This window comes from Amycolatopsis sp. NPDC059021 (genome assembly GCF_042739895.1).
Lineage (GTDB): Bacteria > Actinomycetota > Actinomycetes > Mycobacteriales > Pseudonocardiaceae > Amycolatopsis.
Genome location: NZ_JBHYIQ010000019.1, coordinates 46,526 through 63,924, shown reverse-complemented (window position 1 = coordinate 63,924; position 17,399 = coordinate 46,526). Strand labels below are relative to the sequence as shown.

Annotated in this window: 20 protein-coding genes; 8 read left to right on the top strand and 12 right to left on the bottom strand. The window is 70.3% G+C overall.

The window, feature by feature from the left end:
* Nucleotides 1–26 precede the first annotated feature (26 nt).
* A complete protein-coding gene (locus ACFWX1_RS14065; protein ID WP_378387180.1) occupies nucleotides 27–1,304 on the top strand; it encodes a haloacid dehalogenase-like hydrolase in 1,278 nt (425 codons plus the stop codon).
* Nucleotides 1,305–1,344: 40 nt separating this feature from the next.
* On the opposite strand, the gene ACFWX1_RS14060 is transcribed toward ACFWX1_RS14065, so the two are convergent.
* Genes ACFWX1_RS14060 through ACFWX1_RS14050 form a run of 3 tightly spaced genes read right to left on the bottom strand, consistent with a single transcriptional unit; the run spans nucleotide 1,345 to nucleotide 4,706 of the window.
* Entirely contained in the window at nucleotides 1,345–1,971 is a 627-nt protein-coding gene (locus tag ACFWX1_RS14060; protein WP_378387178.1) for a response regulator, read from the bottom strand.
* 9 nt (nucleotides 1,972–1,980) lie between these two features.
* Entirely contained in the window at nucleotides 1,981–4,332 is a 2,352-nt protein-coding gene (locus tag ACFWX1_RS14055; RefSeq protein ID WP_378387176.1) for a helicase-associated domain-containing protein, read from the bottom strand.
* A 17-nt stretch (nucleotides 4,333–4,349) separates the two neighbouring features.
* The gene (locus tag ACFWX1_RS14050) at nucleotides 4,350–4,706 is read right to left on the bottom strand and encodes a nucleotide pyrophosphohydrolase (RefSeq protein WP_378387174.1); all 357 of its coding nucleotides are present in this window, start codon (nucleotides 4,704–4,706) and stop codon (nucleotides 4,350–4,352) included.
* Nucleotides 4,707–4,831: 125 nt separating this feature from the next.
* Here ACFWX1_RS14050 and ACFWX1_RS14045 point away from each other — a divergent pair, with 125 nt between their 5' ends.
* From ACFWX1_RS14045 to ACFWX1_RS14030, 4 genes are all read left to right on the top strand, one after another.
* Entirely contained in the window at nucleotides 4,832–6,160 is a 1,329-nt protein-coding gene (locus tag ACFWX1_RS14045) for a DUF6880 family protein (protein WP_378387172.1), read from the top strand.
* 61 nt (nucleotides 6,161–6,221) lie between these two features.
* Nucleotides 6,222–7,775: a hypothetical protein gene (locus ACFWX1_RS14040; RefSeq protein WP_378387170.1), complete on the top strand. Its 1,554-nt coding sequence runs from the start codon at nucleotides 6,222–6,224 to the stop codon at nucleotides 7,773–7,775.
* A 114-nt stretch (nucleotides 7,776–7,889) separates the two neighbouring features.
* Entirely contained in the window at nucleotides 7,890–8,183 is a 294-nt protein-coding gene (locus ACFWX1_RS14035) for a type II toxin-antitoxin system Phd/YefM family antitoxin (protein WP_378387168.1), read from the top strand.
* The gene (locus tag ACFWX1_RS14030; RefSeq protein WP_378387166.1) at nucleotides 8,180–8,596 is read left to right on the top strand and encodes a type II toxin-antitoxin system VapC family toxin; all 417 of its coding nucleotides are present in this window, start codon (nucleotides 8,180–8,182) and stop codon (nucleotides 8,594–8,596) included. The genes ACFWX1_RS14035 and ACFWX1_RS14030 overlap by 4 nt, the downstream gene beginning before the upstream one ends.
* A gap of 145 nt (nucleotides 8,597–8,741) precedes the next feature.
* Here the strand turns inward: ACFWX1_RS14030 and ACFWX1_RS14025 are convergent, their stop codons facing one another.
* The 3 genes from ACFWX1_RS14025 to ACFWX1_RS14015 all read right to left on the bottom strand — a co-directional run bounded on the left by ACFWX1_RS14025 (nucleotide 8,742) and on the right by ACFWX1_RS14015 (nucleotide 10,908).
* A complete protein-coding gene (locus ACFWX1_RS14025; RefSeq protein ID WP_378387164.1) occupies nucleotides 8,742–8,912 on the bottom strand; it encodes a hypothetical protein in 171 nt (56 codons plus the stop codon).
* Nucleotides 8,913–9,228: 316 nt separating this feature from the next.
* The gene (gene coaA / locus ACFWX1_RS14020) at nucleotides 9,229–10,161 is read right to left on the bottom strand and encodes a type I pantothenate kinase (protein ID WP_378387162.1); all 933 of its coding nucleotides are present in this window, start codon (nucleotides 10,159–10,161) and stop codon (nucleotides 9,229–9,231) included.
* A 117-nt stretch (nucleotides 10,162–10,278) separates the two neighbouring features.
* Nucleotides 10,279–10,908: a macro domain-containing protein gene (locus ACFWX1_RS14015; RefSeq protein WP_378387160.1), complete on the bottom strand. Its 630-nt coding sequence runs from the start codon at nucleotides 10,906–10,908 to the stop codon at nucleotides 10,279–10,281.
* A gap of 213 nt (nucleotides 10,909–11,121) precedes the next feature.
* On the opposite strand from ACFWX1_RS14015, the gene pheA reads away from it, so the two are divergent.
* Nucleotides 11,122–12,027 (top strand): prephenate dehydratase, encoded by a 906-nt coding sequence (pheA, locus tag ACFWX1_RS14010; protein ID WP_378387158.1) that lies wholly within the window; start codon nucleotides 11,122–11,124, stop codon nucleotides 12,025–12,027.
* On the top strand, nucleotides 12,024–12,638 hold the full coding sequence (locus tag ACFWX1_RS14005; RefSeq protein WP_378387156.1) for a histidine phosphatase family protein: 615 nt from the start codon (nucleotides 12,024–12,026) through the stop codon (nucleotides 12,636–12,638). Before pheA ends, ACFWX1_RS14005 begins: the two co-directional genes overlap by 4 nt.
* On the opposite strand, the gene tenA is transcribed toward ACFWX1_RS14005, so the two are convergent.
* Nucleotides 12,631–13,314 (bottom strand): thiaminase II, encoded by a 684-nt coding sequence (gene tenA, locus ACFWX1_RS14000; RefSeq protein ID WP_378387154.1) that lies wholly within the window; start codon nucleotides 13,312–13,314, stop codon nucleotides 12,631–12,633. The two genes, ACFWX1_RS14005 and tenA, sit on opposite strands and share 8 nt — an antisense overlap.
* A 76-nt stretch (nucleotides 13,315–13,390) precedes the next feature.
* Nucleotides 13,391–13,651: a hypothetical protein gene (locus tag ACFWX1_RS13995; protein WP_378387152.1), complete on the bottom strand. Its 261-nt coding sequence runs from the start codon at nucleotides 13,649–13,651 to the stop codon at nucleotides 13,391–13,393.
* 10 nt (nucleotides 13,652–13,661) lie between these two features.
* Here ACFWX1_RS13995 and ACFWX1_RS13990 point away from each other — a divergent pair, with 10 nt between their 5' ends.
* Nucleotides 13,662–14,063 (top strand): DUF4232 domain-containing protein, encoded by a 402-nt coding sequence (locus ACFWX1_RS13990; RefSeq protein WP_378387150.1) that lies wholly within the window; start codon nucleotides 13,662–13,664, stop codon nucleotides 14,061–14,063.
* A 2-nt stretch (nucleotides 14,064–14,065) separates the two neighbouring features.
* Here ACFWX1_RS13990 and ACFWX1_RS13985 read toward each other — a convergent pair whose 3' ends face one another.
* The 4 genes from ACFWX1_RS13985 to ACFWX1_RS13970 form a co-directional block, all read right to left on the bottom strand.
* Nucleotides 14,066–14,503, bottom strand: a complete 438-nt coding sequence (locus tag ACFWX1_RS13985; protein ID WP_378387148.1) for a hypothetical protein — start codon at nucleotides 14,501–14,503, stop codon at nucleotides 14,066–14,068.
* A gap of 57 nt (nucleotides 14,504–14,560) precedes the next feature.
* On the bottom strand, nucleotides 14,561–15,832 hold the full coding sequence (locus tag ACFWX1_RS13980) for an MFS transporter (protein ID WP_378387146.1): 1,272 nt from the start codon (nucleotides 15,830–15,832) through the stop codon (nucleotides 14,561–14,563).
* Nucleotides 15,833–16,009: 177 nt separating this feature from the next.
* A complete protein-coding gene (locus ACFWX1_RS13975; RefSeq protein ID WP_378387144.1) occupies nucleotides 16,010–16,360 on the bottom strand; it encodes a metallopeptidase family protein in 351 nt (116 codons plus the stop codon).
* Between the two features lie 6 nt (nucleotides 16,361–16,366).
* A complete protein-coding gene (locus ACFWX1_RS13970) occupies nucleotides 16,367–17,392 on the bottom strand; it encodes a septum formation family protein (RefSeq protein WP_378387142.1) in 1,026 nt (341 codons plus the stop codon).
* Nucleotides 17,393–17,399: the final 7 nt, after the last annotated feature.

The following is a 17,399-nucleotide window of genomic DNA, read 5'->3' as shown; positions in this document are numbered from 1 at the left end:
GTCCGATCGCCGACGCTGGAGACCGCATGCCGAAGCTCGCCCGCACCCTGACCACGGGATTCGCCGTCGCCGCCCTGACCGCCGCGAGCATCCCCGCGGCCACCGCCGAGGCGGACACCGCCGGGTGGCCCTGCCCGGAACTGCAGCTCGCGGATCGGTGGTACGGCGACAATGCCGCGAAGATCCAACGGGTGATCGACGAGCGTGGCCGATGCGGCGGACATCGCGAGCGCCCGGCGCCGCTGGCCGTGTTCGACTGGGACAACACGGTGATCAAGAACGACATCTCGGATCAGACGGTGTTCTGGATGATCCGGCACGACAAGGTGCTCCAGCCGCGTGAACGGGATTGGCGCACGACGAGCCGGTACATGACCGACGAGGGCGCGAAGGCGCTGAGCGCTGCCTGCGGCACCGAGACTCCGGCCGGAAAACCATTGCCCACCAGTACGAACGTCGCCTGCGCCGACGAGTTGCTCTCGGTGCGCAAGGACGGGAAGACCACCGCGGGCAAGGACGTCTTCGCCGACGCGGACCGGCGCAGGATGGAGGCCGCCTACGCCTGGGTCGCGCAGATCAACGCCGGATACCGGCCCGACGAGGTGCGGGCGATCGCGCGCCAGGCGCGGGACGAGGCGCTCCGGGCGCCGATCGGCGCGACGCAGCGGGTCGGTTCGACGACGCAGGTCGCGTGGGTCCGGTACTACCCGGAGATCAAGGACCTCATCGCGACGCTGAACCGCGCCGGGTTCGCCACCTGGGTGGTTTCGGCCTCGCCCAAGGAAACCGCGGACGTGTGGAGCTCCGGCGCCGGGATCCCGCCCAGCCGCACCATCGGGATCGGCTCGCTGACCACCCACGGCCGGATCAACGGTCACCTTGAAGGCTGCGGCGGCATTCCGGACGGCGCGGACGGGATCATCACCTACATCGACGGGAAACGCTGCTTCATCAACAAGAAGATCCTCGGAATCCAGGGCGCGGCGCAGCTCGACCAGGCGCCCGCCTCGATCCGGCAGGCCGTGGCGGGCGGCGACGCGACGACCGACGTGTCGATGCTGCGCGACGCGACCGGCGTCCGGATCGCGCTCAACCGCAACAAGGACGAGCTGATGTGCCGTGCCTACGACAACGCCGACGACCGGTGGGCGGTGAACCCGATGTTCATCCAGCCGCTCCCGGAACTGAAGCGGGCCTACCCTTGCTCCACCACGGCGTACGAAAACGCCGACGGCACCCGGGGTCCGGTGCTGCGCGACGACGGCAGCGTCATCCCGGACCAGCGCGACACCGTGCACGGCTGAGCGCAGGCACGGTCAATCCGTCCACAATGGAGCGTGACGGCTACTTGTCCCGCCGCGCGATCCACGCGGCGGCCTGCGTGCGGCGTTGCATGCCGAGCTTCGCCAGCACGGACGTGACGTAGTTCTTCACGGTCTTTTCGGCGAGGAAGAGGCGTTCCGCGATCTCGCGGTTCGAAAGCCCCTGGCCGATCAGCTCGAGGACGTCCCGTTCGCGTTCGGTGAGCGTGTCGAGGTCGTCCGTGGGCGGGTGCCGGAGCTTGTCGAGGACACGGGCGGTCGTGACCGGGTCCAGCAGCGACCGGCCCGCCGCGACCTCGCGCACGGCGTTGACCACGTCCTGGCCGCGGACCTGTTTCAGCAGGTACCCGGAGGCGCCGGCCATGATCGCGCCGACCATGGCCTCCTCGTCGTCGAAGGCGGTGAGCATCAGGCACTGGGGCGCGTTCGGCTTGGAACGGAGTTCACGGCAGAGCGTGATGCCGTCCCCGTCGCCGAGCCGGACGTCGACGACCGCCACGTCCGGCTCCACGTGCATCGCCACCGCGAGTGCTTCGTCGACACCGCCGGCCTCGGCGACGACCTCGATGTCGGGCTCGTCGCCGAGAAGATCACGCAGGCCGCGACGGACCAGTTCGTGATCGTCGACGAGCAGTACCTGAATGGGCATACCCCGAGGCTACGACATGTCCAGTTCGATCCGTTCCAGCGCGAGGCGGCGGTACTTGTTCTCATGGACACACCACGCGTCGAGCACGTCGACGTCCAGTTCCGGGGCGAGGACGAGCAGGGTCGACGTTTCGCCGTCCTCTTCGTGGTACTGCACGGGAACCGGCTGTCCCGCTTCGAGCTGCCAGCACACGCGCTGCTGATCCAGGCTGAGACGACCGCCATAGCGATCGCTGAACGCCTTGGCCAGCTGGCCGCGTTGCAGCGGCGGAGCCGAAAGCGGCGCGGCCAGCAGCCGGCTCGCGTGGCGGACCGGGTCCTCGGGCGGCGGCGCTGCGTAGGACCTGTCCGGCTCCGGGACAGCGGCGGCCAGTGCCGGTTGTGGTGCGGTGCCGGGGAGAATGATGCTGCCGTCGGCCTCGTGGTGAGTGGGTGCGTAGCCCGCGTCACGCAGGGCGGCCAGCGTGCCCGCGGCGTCCACTGTGGACGTGAGCACGGTGGGAGCGATCGCGCGCAGGCCCAGTTTTCCGAGTTTCCGATGCGCGGCGATCTCGGCGAGGGTGGCCGGGTCCTCGCCGACGACGACGCTCGCGACGTTCATCACGCGGGCCTCGCCGTGTCGCCTCGCGACGTCGTTGACGAGGTAGACCAGCGGCTGCGGGAGCTCGCCCTGCGCGATCGAGCGCAGCTCTTCCAGCAGTGTCTCGGCCGTCGCGCCCTGGTCGAACGCACGCCGGACGGTCGCCGGGCTGAAGCGCCAGCTGGTCGCGGTGCCCTGCGCCTCCCGGTCGGCGACGCGGTCGAGCAGGGCGGTGAGCCGGGTGTCGGGCGAGCCCGGCACGATCGCGGTCAGATCGGTGCCGAACAACGCGGTCGTGCGAGCGCGGGCCACCAGTTCCCCGACGGCGTCCCGCAGCGGCTGTTCGTCGGTTTCGAGGTGCTCGAGCGCTCGCCCGATCGTGGTCAGCGCACCCGAGGCGACGACGCCGAGCAACTCTCCTTCCGCCAAGGCCACCGGGAGGTTCTCCGCCAGCTCGGTTTCCTCCAGCATCGGCGCCCGCCAGGCGGCCATCCGGGCGAACGCGGCCTGATCGGTGACCGCGGTGCCGGGTTCGAGTTCGGCGAGCAACCGCACGGTCAGCTGGTGGTAGGCGGCCGCCGTGCCGAGGAGGTCGTGGTCGTACTCGGGCGAGGAGGGGGTCCACCATGCGGTGAGCAGCAGGAGCGCCAGTTCGGCCTGTCCCGGCCGGGCGATCTCGTCGTTCGGGCTCAGCCCCAGCGGCCGGGGCGGGGCCTTGCGGCCGCGGCCGGACGGCGCCGGGCCGGTTTCCACGGCGACCAGCAACTGCGTGTCGAGGAGCAGCTCCAGCGCCAGCTCGATCTCCGGGACGGACGCGCCGAAGTCCTTGGCGAGTTTCTTGATCAGCCGGGCACCGACGTTGCCGTCCTTGAGCAGGGGAAGCGGCTCCGCGGCGGCCGTGTCGAGGATCGCGGTGGCCCGGTCGAGCAGCCGCAGCGTGGCCGCCGACGCGAGCGCTTCGGCGTGTTCGGCGCCGACCGTGGTGGTGGGGAGTTCGGGCGGTTCCGGCGTGAACGGCAGGTGGTAGTCCGGGCCACGCAGCGCGAGCGAAATCTCGAGGGCCATGTAGCCCATGCCGTAGTAGGTGCTGAACAGCAGCGCACGCGCGAACGCCCAGGCCAATGGCGAGGCCTCGGACAGGGCTTCGACGTGCAGATTCTCCACGTCCGGGCCGTCCGCGGCCATCTCGACGAGCGCGGCCCGCGTCCCCGCGGGTGCGGTGGCGACCAGCTCCCGGACCTTGTCGCCGTCACGGTAGAACGCGACGAGGTTTTCCTGGAGTTCCCGTTTCGGCCCTTTCGACGGCAGGCCCAGCGTGTCGCTGAGCTGCCTGAGGTTCGGGATGCTCAACGCCGAGAGCATGTCCGCCATGGAGCGTCCGAGGCCGTACTGCTGGTAGGCGTCGGCGTGCAGCACCTCGGGAAGTGCCACACCCCCGTCCTCGCGCCATGCCAGCGCCCTGTCCTGCAGTTCGTCCACAATGGACTCGACGGTCGCCGTCTTCGTGCCGAGCCACCGGGCGATCTCGTCGATGGGCGCCGGGTCCTGGCCGAGCGCGAAACAGAGCTGGACCGCGTGCAGGGCCTGGACATACGGGGCGGGCAGCGGCTCGATGGCCTTCGACATCGACGTGTTCGACGACAGCCGCGCGGCCAGCACGTCGAGCCTGCGTGGCCACGGCGGCAGCAGCGTGTCCGCCCTGTGCTGCAGGACGGTCGCCAGTTGCTTCTCGTCCAGCCTCGCGAGCCAGCCGAGCAGCCCGTCGGTGCTGTTCTGATGCATTCCCCGAGGCTAGCCGGTCACCGCGACGGATCGGGCGAGGGCGTCGCCGGATCGGCGGTCTTCGGTGGTGGGAACCGGATCTCGTTGCGGTCGATCTTGGCGTTCGCGGCGGCGAGGAGGTCGACGCCGAGGCTGTTGGCGAGCTGGACCAGGTAGAGCGTGACGTCCGCGATCTCGTCGAGGACGTTGGCTTCCAGCTCCGGATCCGAGCGCCAGGCCGCCGCCTCCTCGGGCGTGAGCCACTGGAAGAGCGAGATCAGTTCGCCCACCTCGCCGGACAGCGCCATGGTCAGGTTCTTCGGGGTGTGGAAGGGCTCCCAGGCGCGTGCCGCGGCGAACTCGCGCAGGCGCTGGGTAAGGTCGTCGAGGGTCACCGGACCTGCTTATCACCCGGTGCGCGTTCCTCGTGAACCGGTCACCCGGAGTATTCGTATTACTCCAAGAAGAGTACGCGGTTGGCGCACGACCTCGAGTGATCAGGTAAGGCAGACTGATGCGCGTGAACTCCCCGGCGGATCTGCGCGTTTACCTGCGCACTTTGGACGTGGAGACGCTGGTCGAGCTGCTCTGCGGCCAGGCCGCCCGTGACCCTGAGTTACGTCAGTCACTCGAACTGCGGGCCACCACTCAGGGTAAGGACGTCGCCGAGGCGCACCGGCTGCTCGACACCGCGGTCGGCGGTGGCAACGTCGACTACGGCGCCAAGATCGGCGCGGTGCTCGACACCCTGCAGCGTCTTCTCGACGCCGGGAGCAGTGCCGATCTCGCTCCGCTGGCCCGGCGCACGGTGGACGACATCAGCGAGACCGTGGAACAGTCGGGCGATCATTCCGGTGAGCTGGCCGACCGGCTCGAGCGTGCGGTCGACCTGTACGCGCGGGCGTGTGCCGCCCGGCCACCGGATCCCGAGCGGCTCGCCGAATGGATTCTCGAGGTCGAGTTCGATGGGCCCGGCTGGCCGGCGATCGAGCTCGCCGACTTCGCGTCCGCGTTGGGGGAGAAGGGACTTCGCCACATAAAGTCCACTGTGGACGCTGTGCTGGCCGAGGGTGGCACCGGACCGCGCCGGGAGATCGCCGAGCGGTTGCAGGAGGAACTCGCCGAGGTGCTCGGCGACGTCGACGGGCTGGTCGCGCTGTTGTCCGCGAAGCCGCCACGGGTCGAGGTCAGCCTCAAGATCGTGCGGGTGCTGCGGGCGGCGGGCAGGCACAGCGAGGCGATAGCGCACGCCGCCCGCGCGCTCACCCTCGACAAGACCGAACCGGAACCCGAGCCGGAGGACGAGACGGTTTCCTTGCGCCGCAAGGAGTTCGACGCCGAACCGAACCGGCACACCTACGCCGCGCTGCAGGCCGCCGCGGTGGCGGCCGGGCGCTGGTCGGTGCATCACCGGGCCGCGATGTCCCGGCTTCGCGAGGCTGCCCGCGAAGGGCAGCAGGGGGCGGACGAACTCACACACGTCCTGCTCGCCGAGGACCGCTTCGACGACGCTTGGCGTGCCTGCGTCCGTTTCGGCGCCTCGCTCGAAGTCCGTGCCGAACTGGCCGAACTGCGTGCGGACGAGCATCCGGCGGACGCGATCCCGGTGTACCGCGGCCGGATCGAAGACCTGATCGAGCGCAAGGACCCGCAGTCCTATCGCGAGGCGGCCCGGCAACTGCGGAAGCTGCGTACGTTGCATCGGCGCGCGGGCAGCACCGACGAGTTCACGGAGTATCTCGGCGGGCTCGTGGAAACGCATCGGCGTAAGACGCGGTTGATCGCGGAGGTCAGGGCCGCGCGCATCGCCCTGCCGAAACCGCGCGCGCCGCAGCCCGTGACGAGCTGAAACGCCCGCCGAACGGCGCCCGGGAGCGGCGCCCGTGCGGGGCGGTGCAAACATGTGCGCCATGAGCCCGGTGAGTCGTGCCCGCAAGATTGCTTCTCAGCCCACAGCGCCCAGCGTGAACGGGGTGTTCAAGGACGTCCTCCGGGACTTCTCGGCGCTCGGCGCCGACCCCGGCGCGTTCGACGTCGAACTGCTCACGTCGGAGGTACTCGGCCAGTGGTGGGACCTGCCGCTGGAGGAGGACCAGGAACCGCTCGGGCTCGAGCTGATCGCGTTCGCCCAGCGCAAGATCACCCCGGGCGCGGCCGCGCTGCTGGCGGCGTTGCGGGTCGTGGCGGAGACGCAGGAGGAGCGGGACGCGGCGGCCGAGGCGCTCGCGGTCGTGCTGGGACGGGGTATCCCGGAGCCGGAGTGGGCGGCCTCGGTGGGTGAGGTGAAGGTCGGCGAATGCTGGCGCACCGGTGACGTCTACGGCGACGAATCGTCGCTGCTGTGCGTGTTCTCGCACGGGGAGCGGGCGCACGGCCTGCTGGCGCTGCTCGATTTCACCGACGGCGGCCGGGTCCGCGATCTCGTGGTCATCGACGAACCCCAGGAAGTACTGGCGGAGATGCGCGAGCAGGCCGCGGCGGAGCCCGAGCTCGTCGTGCTTTCCCAGGTCGAACCCGCTGAGGCGCACCGGCTGCTCGTGGACGGCCTCGCCGCGACCGACGTGCTCGAGGAACCGGACGTCAGCGAGGACTACGCCCGGTTCCACGCCATCGCACTGACCTGGTGCCGGGCGCTGCCGGATCCCGCGCCGTCGCCGGACACGGCCGAGTGGGACGAAGCGACGCGCGACGCCGTCGTCGAGGATTTCGTCACGCAGAGCGGGATCGACGACACCGGCGCCGCGCGGGTGCTGGCCCGGCTGCTGGTCGACCACGGCTGCGAGACCGAGCCGTCGGCGCCGTTGCGTGTCGGCCCGGAGAAGATCGCGAGGTTCCTGGAAGCCTTGCTGGACGGCGAATTCGACCTCGACGGGGAACACCAGGAGGCGGTCGCGCCGGTGCTGCTGGCGTGGACGGCCTGGGCCGCCGGGCGGGCCGGACTCGGTGAGTCCGCGGTGGCGGCGCTGGTCGACGCCGTGACGGAATACCTCGACGAGTACGCGACCGACGACTCGGCGCTCGACGCCTACCTGGACGGTTCCGAGGAGCTGGAGGATCCGACCGAGCTGGCCGAGGCGCTCGATCGCCGGATGTTCGCGATTCCCTCGCTGTCGACAGTGATCGGCGACGAAGAGGTCGACCTGGAGCCCACCGATCCGGAGCAGCGGCGGCTGCTGGTGATCGGGGAACACCCCGAATACCACGAATCGCTGGCGTCGGACACGTTCGACGGCGCACCCCGGATGCATCTCGAGCTCAAGACCGCGCTCGTCGACCAGCTGTGGGACAACGAGCCGCCCGAGGCCTGGGAGGCGGCGAGCAGGCTGCGGGAGAACGGCCTCGAACGCGACGAGATCCTCGACCAGCTGGTGGGTGTGCTGGAGGGGCAACTGCGGGAGACCGGGCCGGACCGGCTGGACTACGACGTCGACGGCTACCGCAAAGCACTCGATCAGGTGAAGTAGCCCACGCGCCCGCAAGGCGCTGACCAGGGCTTTTCAGGGAAAAGGGCCGGACTCCGGGAACGCGGAGCCCGGCCCTTCCTTGTCTCTTCTCCCCATTCTGTCTAGTCTGTCTAGATGAAGGATGAGACGTGGCAGGTTCAGGACGCGAAACAACGGCTGAGTGAACTGTTGCGCAGGGCTGAGGAGGGTCCTCAGTTCGTCACCAGGCATGGGGAGGAGGTGGCCGTGGTGATCGATATCAAGTACTTCCGTGAACTCACCGGAACCGAAGGCGGCGTGGACTTCAAGGTCGCACTGGCGCCTCACCACACGGAGGCGGGGGAGGCACTGGCGGACGTGTTGGAAGAGGTGGCGGCGGAACGGGCGGAAGAACTGCCCCGAGAGGTGTCGCTGGGGGTGGGTGAGTGAGCTTTCTCCTCGACACGAACATCGTGTCCGAGGCCCGGCGCCGGACGTGGAACCCGGGGTTCGCCCGGTGGTGGGGAAGTGTGTCGTCGAGCGGGCTCTACCTGAGCGTGCTGACGATCGGCGAGATCGAGAGGGGGATTCACAAGCTGCGGCAACGAGAGGGCGCGGACCGGGAGCGGGCCGACGCGCTGAGCACGTGGCTGGACGGGCTCGGCAGGCAGTTCGCCGATCGGATCCTCTCCGTCACGGCGGAGATCGCGACCGAGTGGGGGCGCCAGTCCGCGCCGCGCCGCGTCCCGGCGATCGACGGGCTGCTCGCGGCGACCGCCCGGGTCCACGGGCTGACACTGGTGACGCGCAATGTGGCGGACGTGGCGGGAACCGGGGTGCGGGTGCTCAACCCGTTCAGCTGACGGAACCCTGGGCAGGGCGTGGGACGGCAGGCGGGTTCGTTCCCGGCTTCGGCCGGGCTTCGGATGCCGTGCTGGTAGATGTGCTCGGTGAGTGGTTCGGATCGGCGGTGCGCGTCGGCGGCAAGGTCGGCGGCTGGGCCAGCGGTCAGGCCAGCGGAGCCGCGCTGGTGCCGGTGCCCTCGCTGACGTCGGACGTCTTCCGGTGCCGGTCGCGGAGCGCGTCGTCGACATCGACGACGAAGGCGCCGGCCGCCATGGCGACCAGCAGGGTCAAGCCCAGAACCGCGCCGACCCAGGTCACGATGATCGAGAACATCGTCGGCCTCCCTCCCAGCTCAGGGTGGTTTTCTGCTCCCTCTCAGAGTCGCTGCATCGCCGACGAGCCGGTATCGGCCAACCGGTTACAGGTCAGGGTGGCTTCCTCGGCCGATCGGCCGAGGAAAACGCCGGAACGCGCGGAATGGACGACGGATGGTGCCCGGGTGTTCGCCCACAGTGCGAACATTCGTGCGACCGGGTGAACCAGCCCGGTCACCGGGGTAACCGGGGCTGTCGCGCCCGGGCGACCGGGACAGCGGCTTTACGACCTCGCCGTCCGGGAGCTCCGGCCCGGCGGTTCAGAGCTTGCAGGTTCAGAGCTTGCGGAGGCGGACGCGGTTGATGGTGTGGTCGGCGTCCTTGCGGAGGACCAGGGTCGCGCGGGGCCGGGTGGGCTTGATGTTCTCCATCAGGTTGGGCTCGTTGATGGTGCGCCAGAGGTGGCGGGCTTCGGCGCGGGCCTCGTCGTCGGGAAGGCCGGCGAAGTGGTGGAAGTGCGAGGCCGGGTCGGCGAACGCGGTGTGGCGCAGTTTGAGGAACCGTTCGACGTACCAGTGCTCGATGTCGCCGGTGTGCGCGTCGACGTAGATCGAGAAGTCGAAGAGGTCGGAGACGGTGAGCCGGGGGCCGGGCTGCAGGACGTTCAGGCCTTCGAGGATGAGGATGTCCGGCCGCTGCACGACCTGCTCGCGGTTGGGCAGGATGTCGTAGGCGAGGTGGGAGTACACCGGGGCACTGACCCGTTCGGCGCCGGACTTGACCTCGGTGACGAAGCGCAGCAGGGCACGCCGGTCGTAGCTTTCCGGGAAACCCTTGCGGTGCATGATCCCGCGGCGCATGAGCTCGGCGCGGGGGTAGAGGAAGCCGTCGGTGGTGACGAGGTCGACGCGGGGGTGATCCGGCCAGCGGGCGAGCAGGGTGCGCAGGATCCGGGCCGTGGTGGACTTGCCGACGGCGACGCTTCCGGCGATCCCGATCACGTAGGGGACCTTGGTGCCGCGGCAGTCTTCGCCGAGGAACGTCGTGGTGGCCTCGTACAGCCGCTGCCGGGCGGCGACCTGGAGGTTGATCAGCCGGGAAAGCGGCAGATACACCTCGGCGACCTCGGCGAGGTCGACCTGCTCGCCGAGACCGCGCAGTTTGACGAGTTCGTCGGCGGTCAAAGGCAACGGGGTCGAGCTCCGCAGCTCGCGCCACTGTTCCCGGTGAAGCTCCACGTAGGGGCTGAGCTCGCGGACCCGTGACATGCACACTCCTCGGCCGTCGCCTGCGCTGGCGCCGAATTAACGCGCTACCAACGGTAGGGCTTACCGCGCGTGAACGCGCTGTGATGTGGTGCACGCCCCAGGGGAGCGGAAGGGTGGTCAGCGTGCCGAGGGAATACGCCGGGTGCCGAAAACCTCTTCCCAGGCCGCCGCGACCTGCCGTGCGCAGGTGGCCGGCTCGACGCCGCCGACGCCGGTGCCGAGGCCGGGCATCGCGATCGTGTCCACGAGATCACACAGCCTGCCCCGGTCGACCCGGCCGTCCCGCCACTGCTGGAACACCGCTCGCGCGGCGAGGTAGGGGTGCACGGTGTCGGCGGGGAGGTGTTCGCCGGGTTCCCGCATCGTCGGCGCGCTGATGAGCCACGCCGGGGCGGCTTCCCCGGTGGGGACGACGACGGCCTCCCCGATCGGCAGTTCCCCGCCGTGGAAGGCCAGCACCGCGCTGCGGACGCTCTGCTCGACGCCGGGGAACGCCCTGGCGTAGACGGCGTCGATCCCGCCGCGCATCCAGCCGTACGAGTTCGCGGGGCTGACCACGGCTTGGGCGAGAACGTCGAGTACCGACCCGCGGTGTACCCGGACGGTGCCGTCGACGGCTTCCGCGGCGGCGGTCCAGGCGGTGGCGAGGGGTTCATCGACGGCGCACAGCACCAGCTCCGGGGTGCGTGAGGCAACCGGAGGACCGATGCCCTCGCGGCCGGTGTGTGTGCCTGAGTCGGCGGTCACCCGCCTAGCATGGCAAAAAATGCCACCCGGCGTAACCGGTTTGCATACCGGCTGTCCGAGTGAAAGTGGCCACTACGGTGGCCGGCGGGCAACATCGCGGTGACGGGTCGTCGTGGCAGCGCTTACCGGACACCCACGCCGAGCGGCTGCGCGCGGGTAAGTTCTTCGCGCCTCAGACGCGAAGCCCTTTCGCCGACTGCGTAGCCTGGCGGCGTGGCAAGGATCGCGTATTTCGGCCCACAGGGCACGTTCACCGAACAGGCCGCGCGGGTGCTCGCCGCCGGCGAAGAACTCGTTCCGGCGGAGACCATCCGGCTGGCGCTCACCGCGGTCCGCGAGGGCGACGCCGACGCCGCCTGCGTCCCGGTCGAGAACTCGGTGGAGGGCGCGGTCACCGCGACCCTCGACGGCCTGAGCGACGCCGACCCGCTGGTCGCCGTCGCCGAGGCGATTCTCCCCGTGCATTTCAGCGTGCTGAAACGGCCGGGCACCACGGAGATCCGGACCGTGGCCAGCCATCCGCACGCGCTCGCGCAGGTCAGGGACTGGCTGGAGGTGAACCTGCCCGGCGCGAAGCCGGTCGCGTCCTCGTCGACGGCGGCCGCAGCGGTCGGCGTGCACGCGGGTGACTTCGACGCCGCTGTGACCGCCCCGGTCGCCGTCGAGCACTACCCGCTCGAAGTCCTCGCCACCGGTGTCGCCGACGTCGCGGACGCCCGGACCCGGTTCCTGCTGGTCCGCAAGCCGGGCGAACTGCCGCCGCCGACCGGCTCCGACCGCACCTCGATCGTCGCCGCGGCGGTGAACCGGACCGGCACCCTCGCCGAGCTGCTCACCGAGCTGGCCACGCGGGGGATCAACCTCACCCGGCTCGACGCCCGCCCCACCCGCAACAACTTCGGCGAGTACCGGTTCTTCATCGACTTCGAGGGGCACATCGCCGAACCGCGGATCATCGACGCGCTCGCCGCGCTGCGCCGCCGCTGCCAGCTGCGCTTCCTCGGTTCGCACCCGCGCGCCGACGGCATCCGGTCGACGATCGAGCCCGGCGCCGACAACGACAGCTTCGTCGAAGCGACGGCGTGGGTCGACGCCGTCCTGAAGGGAGATCTCGCGTGAAGCTGCTGCTCGTCCGTCACGGTCAGACCGAGGGCAACGTGCGGGGTGCGCTCGACACGGCGTTGCCCGGTCCGCCGCTCACCGACCTCGGTGCGGAACAGGCGCGAAACCTCATCACCCGCCTGGACGGCGAGCCGATCGTCGCGATCTACGCGTCGCAAGCCGTCCGCGCGCAGCAGACGGCCGCGCCGCTCGCTGGCGCGCTCGGTCTCGACGTCCAGGTCATCGACGGCGTCAAGGAGATCGACGCCGGGGACCTGGAGAACCGCAACGACCAGGAGTCGATCAGCATCTACCTGAAGACCGTCAGCCAGTGGCTCCAGGGCGACCTGGCCGTCGCGATTCCCGGCGGGGAAACCGGCGAACAGGTCCGCGCCCGGTTCCTCGGCGCGGTCGCGGCGTTGCGGTCGGCACACGAGCGGACCGATCCGGACGGCACCGTCGTCCTGGTCAGCCACGGTGGCGCGATCCGGGTCTGCGCCGAATGGCTTGCCTCGAACGTCCGGCCCGACATCGCGAACAGCGCGCTCATCCCCAACACGGGCGTCGTCGAGCTCGAAGCCGTGCCGGACGGCTGGCATTGCCGGACGTGGGTGGACACCGTCATCTGAACGCCGCGGTGGGCCACGGCTCCTGCCGGTAAGCGCTGTCCCAGAACAGCCATTCGTACTCACACGCGCGGGTGAACGCGGCGAGCATGCGGGCGCGAGTCGCTTCGTCGGCCGAGGCCGCCGCGCGATCCACCGCGTCACGGCAGGTGCGCACCGCCGCCTCGAAATCCTCGTCGGCGTAGGTGTCGATCCACGCGCGATACGGGTTGTCCGCCCCGTCCGGCAGGCGCCGCAGGATGTCCGAGCCGACGTACTGGTAGATCCAGAAACACGGCAGCAACGCCGCCAGCAGCTCCGGGTAGCCGTCCGACTGGGCCGTGGCCAGCAGGAACGACGTGTAGGCGAGGCAGGTCGGCGAGGTTTCGATCGCCGCGAGATCGGCTTCGCCGAGGCCGAACCGCTCGAAGTACCCCTCGTGCAGCGCACGCTCGACGACCACGGCCTCCCGTGCGGCGCCCGCGAAGAACGCGACGTCGTCCGGTTCCGGTGCGCGCGCCGCCGCGACGGCCAGCGCGCGGCCGAACCCGATCAGGTAACGCGCGTCCTGCGCGAGATAGAACTGGAAGCGGTCCTTGGCCAGCGTGCCCGCGGCCAGCTCCTCGTTGAACGGGTGAGCCAGGATCGCTTGTTGTAAGTTCGCCGTGTGCTGCCACGCTTGGTCAGAAAATCCCGTCACGTTTACCCCTGTCCCCGGGTGGAAAGTAACCATGGGCGCAACCCCGCGCCGAGGCCGCACGTCTTCACAACAGAAGTCACCCAGCACAGGGGAGGCGATTGACCATGGTACGCAGCAAGATCACCCGGGTCGGCGCGATCACCACCGGCGTGGCAGGCGTTCTCCTGCTTCTCTCCGCCTGCGGCCAGGGGGCGGCACCGGCGTCGAACACCTCCAGCGCGCCCAGTTCCCCGTCGTCTTCGACCTCGACGGCGCCGACGGCTTCCTCCAGTTCGAGCCCCCAGACGTCCCAGCCGTCCTCCAGCCCGGCGCAGCCGGTGGCCGAGGGGCACTGCAAGGCGAGCGACGTGAAGGTGTCGCTCGGCCAGGGTGACGCCGCCGCGGGCACGGCCTATCGCCCGCTGGTGATCACCAACACCAGCGGCCGGCAGTGCACCATCCAGGGCTTCCCCGGTGTGTCCTACGTGGCGGGCGCCGACGGCCACCAGGTCGGCCCGGCCGCCGCCCGTGACGGCGGCGCCGGCGGCCTGGTCACGCTGGCCAAGGGGCAGAGCGCGACCGCCGACGTCGGGTTCGTCCAGGTCCGCAACTACGACGAAGCCGTCTGCAAGCCCACCGAGGTCACCGGCGTGCGGGTGTACCTGCCAGGGGAGACCGCCTCGAACTTCGTGCCGTCACCGGGCACCGGCTGCACCGGGGAGAAGATCCCCGGCAACCAGCTGACCGTGAAGGCGGTCCACAAGGGCTGACGTCAGAGCCGGGCGCACAGCTGCTCGGCCTGCACGAGGTGGCGCTGCCCGGAGAGGTCGTTGAAGTGCAAGCTGAACACCATCCGGCTGACGCCGTCGATGTGGTCGGCGAGCGACTGGTACGCCGGGTCGACTTCGGCGGCGGCCGCCGACAGCTCCCGCGCGGCGGTCATCCGGTGCAGCTGCCCGGCGGACAGCGCCGTCGGGCTCCGGCCGCTGCCGGACCGGGTGGTGTCGGGAATCGAACCGACGCGGTCGAGCGCGCCACACGCCGCCCGTGCGTCCTCCAGTGCTCCGGCGTGCACTCCCGACAACGCCCAGAGCAGGCCGAAGACGCCGCCGCCCAGTGCGAATCCGGCCAGCGCGGCCAGCACCAGCGGACGGCGTGACGGGGTGTTCCCGGCCTGGGGACCAGGAGGCTGTCCGTCCATCGTGCGCATCGCCTACCTCCCACCGGCCGGGGTGATGCGCTATTCCAGCACCGAACGCGCGCGTTTTCACTGGTCCGAGTGGACCGCGCGGCCAGCTGAGGCCGATTCGTCATCCAGCGAGAACCGGCGCAACGCCAGGAAGGCGAGAACCGCGACGCCCAGGAGCCCGACGCCGGACACCACGAAGGTCTTCGACGCCGAGCCCAGCGCCTCGGTGAGGACACCGCCGAGCAGCGCGCCGAGCGGGATCGTCCCCCAGACGACCGTGCGCCACACCCCCAGCACCCGGCCGAGCAGCGCGCCGGGCACCAGCGTGTGCCGTGCGGTCGCGAAGACGACGTTGACGATCACGATCGCGGCCGCGAACAGGCCGAACAGCAGCGCGCCCGCGACCGGCTGCCGGATCAGGCCCATCCCGCCGAACCCGAGCGCGCAGCAGCCGATCCCGATGACCAGTACCGCCCGGCGTCCCGCGGCCTGCACCATCCGGGGCGCGGCGGCCGCGCCGAGCAGGCCGCCGATCCCGCCGATGAACGCGAAGAGCCCGTACGTCGCCTCGTTCAGGTGCAGGTCGTCGAGCGCGTAGAGCACCAGCTGCGCCTGAGCCAGCTCGCTCACCAGGCTCAGCAGCCCGGCAATGGCGACCATCCGCAGCAACAGCGGATGGCCCTTCAGCCAGCGCAGCCCTTCCAGCAGTTCGGTGTGCAGCCGGGTCGGCGGTGCCCCCGCGTCCCTGACGGCCGTGGGTTTCGGCCGGAAGCTGCCGGACAGCCCGATCAGCAGCGCGGCGCCGACGGCGAAGCCCGCCGAGGTCAGCAGGAACGGGAACAGCGCGAACAGGGCGAACGTGGCACTGCCGACCGGTCCGCCGAGGAAGGTCTGGCCGACGATCTCGCACGCCTGGAGCTTGCTGTTCGCGCTCTCCAGCGACCGCTCGTCCACCACCGATGGGATCAGCGCGTTGGCGGCGCTCTCCGCGACCGTTTCCGCGGTCCCGATCAGCAGCGCCGCGGCGTAGACCAGCCAGATCGACATGCCGCCGGCGGCGATCAGGATCGTCAGCGCCCCGATCACGGCGGCCCGCCCGATGTTCGCGAAGATCATCGCGCGACGGCGGTCGATGCGGTCCACCAGCGTGCCCGCGATCAGGCCGAACAGCAGCCACGGCAGGAACTGGGTGGCCGACAGCCCGGCGATCAGGACCGGATCGTGCGTGAGCGTCGTCGCGAGCAGCGGGAAGGCGACCTTCGCGATGCCGTCGGCCAGGTTCCCCACGCCCGTCGACGACAGCAGCCACCAGAGTCTGCGATTGCCCGCGCTGCCCTGTTCCTCATTCACCGTGCCTCCCCCGCACCGTTCGCGGCCGCCCCCCGACCACGCGTGACAGTGTGCCAGAGGGGTCGCCCGTTGTGGTGGGGTTGTCACGAAGGGTGAGGAAACCGGAACTGTTGTGCGGTACACGGTGAAATGCCCGCCGGTAACCGTTTCCAACCGTGGATTCGGTACCGGCAGCGGTCAACCCCAGCCCAGCTCGTGCAGCCGCGCGTCGTCGATCCCGAAGTGGTGGCCGAGTTCGTGCATCACCGTGACCAGCACTTCCTCGACGACGTGCTCCTCGCTTTCGCACATTTCGAGGATCGGCCGCCGGTAGATCGAGATCCGGTCCGGCAGCACCCCGCCGTAGTCCGACGTCCGCTCGGTGAGCGCCACGCCGTGGTACAGCCCGAGGATCGAGGGTTCCTCCTCGTTGAACTCCTCGACCAGCACGACGACGTTGTCCATCGCCTCGGCGAACTCGGGCGGGACCTCGTCCAGCGCCTCGGACACCAGCTCTTCGAACCGGTGTCGCGTCATCTCGACCGGCATCGCGACCTACTGGCCCGGCTTCGGCGCGGTGCTGCTCGGGCCGTGTCCGGCGGAGGGACCTTCGCCACCCATCGGCGGGCCGTCACCATTGCCCCGCGGCGCGTCGCCCTGCGGGCCACCCTTCACGCTCCCGGTCACCGCCTGCAAGCCGGTGTTGTCCGGCAGCTTCGCCGCGATCTTGCAGTTCACCTTGGTCGATCCGGCGTCCCAGCTCTCCTGCTCGCGCAGGTCCCAGCCGAGGCTGAGCTTCTTCGCGGCCAGGTCGGCGCCGTCGGTGTAGGTGGCCGCGGCCTTGACGCATTCGGTGTCCAGCCAGGTCTTCTGCTTGTCCTGCGACGGGTAGCCGTCGGTGAACTTCGTCTTCAGGTCCAGCTTCGCGATGATCTCGTACGAGTGCGGCTGGGCGCAGTCGATCGGGTCGCCGACACCCTTGCCGAGCAGTGCGAGGCAGGTGCCCGGCTCCCATACGGCCGACTGGTCCTGGTCCTTCGCCGGCCCGGAGGTGGGCTGCAGCTTGCCGCCGGGGCCCGCCCACTGCAGGCCGCAGCGCAACTGGCGGTCACCGTCGCTCCACTGCGCGGCCGTCGGCCGCAGCAGGTTCGTGGTCAGCTTTCCGTAGGGATCGAGCGGATGCCCGAGGTACGGCCGGACGTCGGTGGTGCACCGCGTCTGCGCGATCTGCTGCCACTGCTCCAGCGCCGGTGCCGGTGCGCCGGGCGGGAACTGGGCGCCGACGTCGACGACGCTGGTCACCTCGAACAGGTGCGGCTGGGCGCAGTCGACCTTGTGCGCGTCGGTGGCGTCGGGATTGTCCCAGGTCAGGCAGCTGCCGGGAGGCGAGCTGAACGCCTCCTTCGCGGCCGCGTTGAGCTTCCCCGCACCGCCGCCGATGCCGCCGCCGGCACCTTCGCCCCAGGAAAACGTCACGCTGAGGCCGAGCGCGATGAGGGCGCCGACGAACGCCCCGGCCATCACCACTCGGGTGCGCAGGGCTTTCGCGGCGGGAGGGAACCGTTCGGCGTCGGAAGACATCAACCAC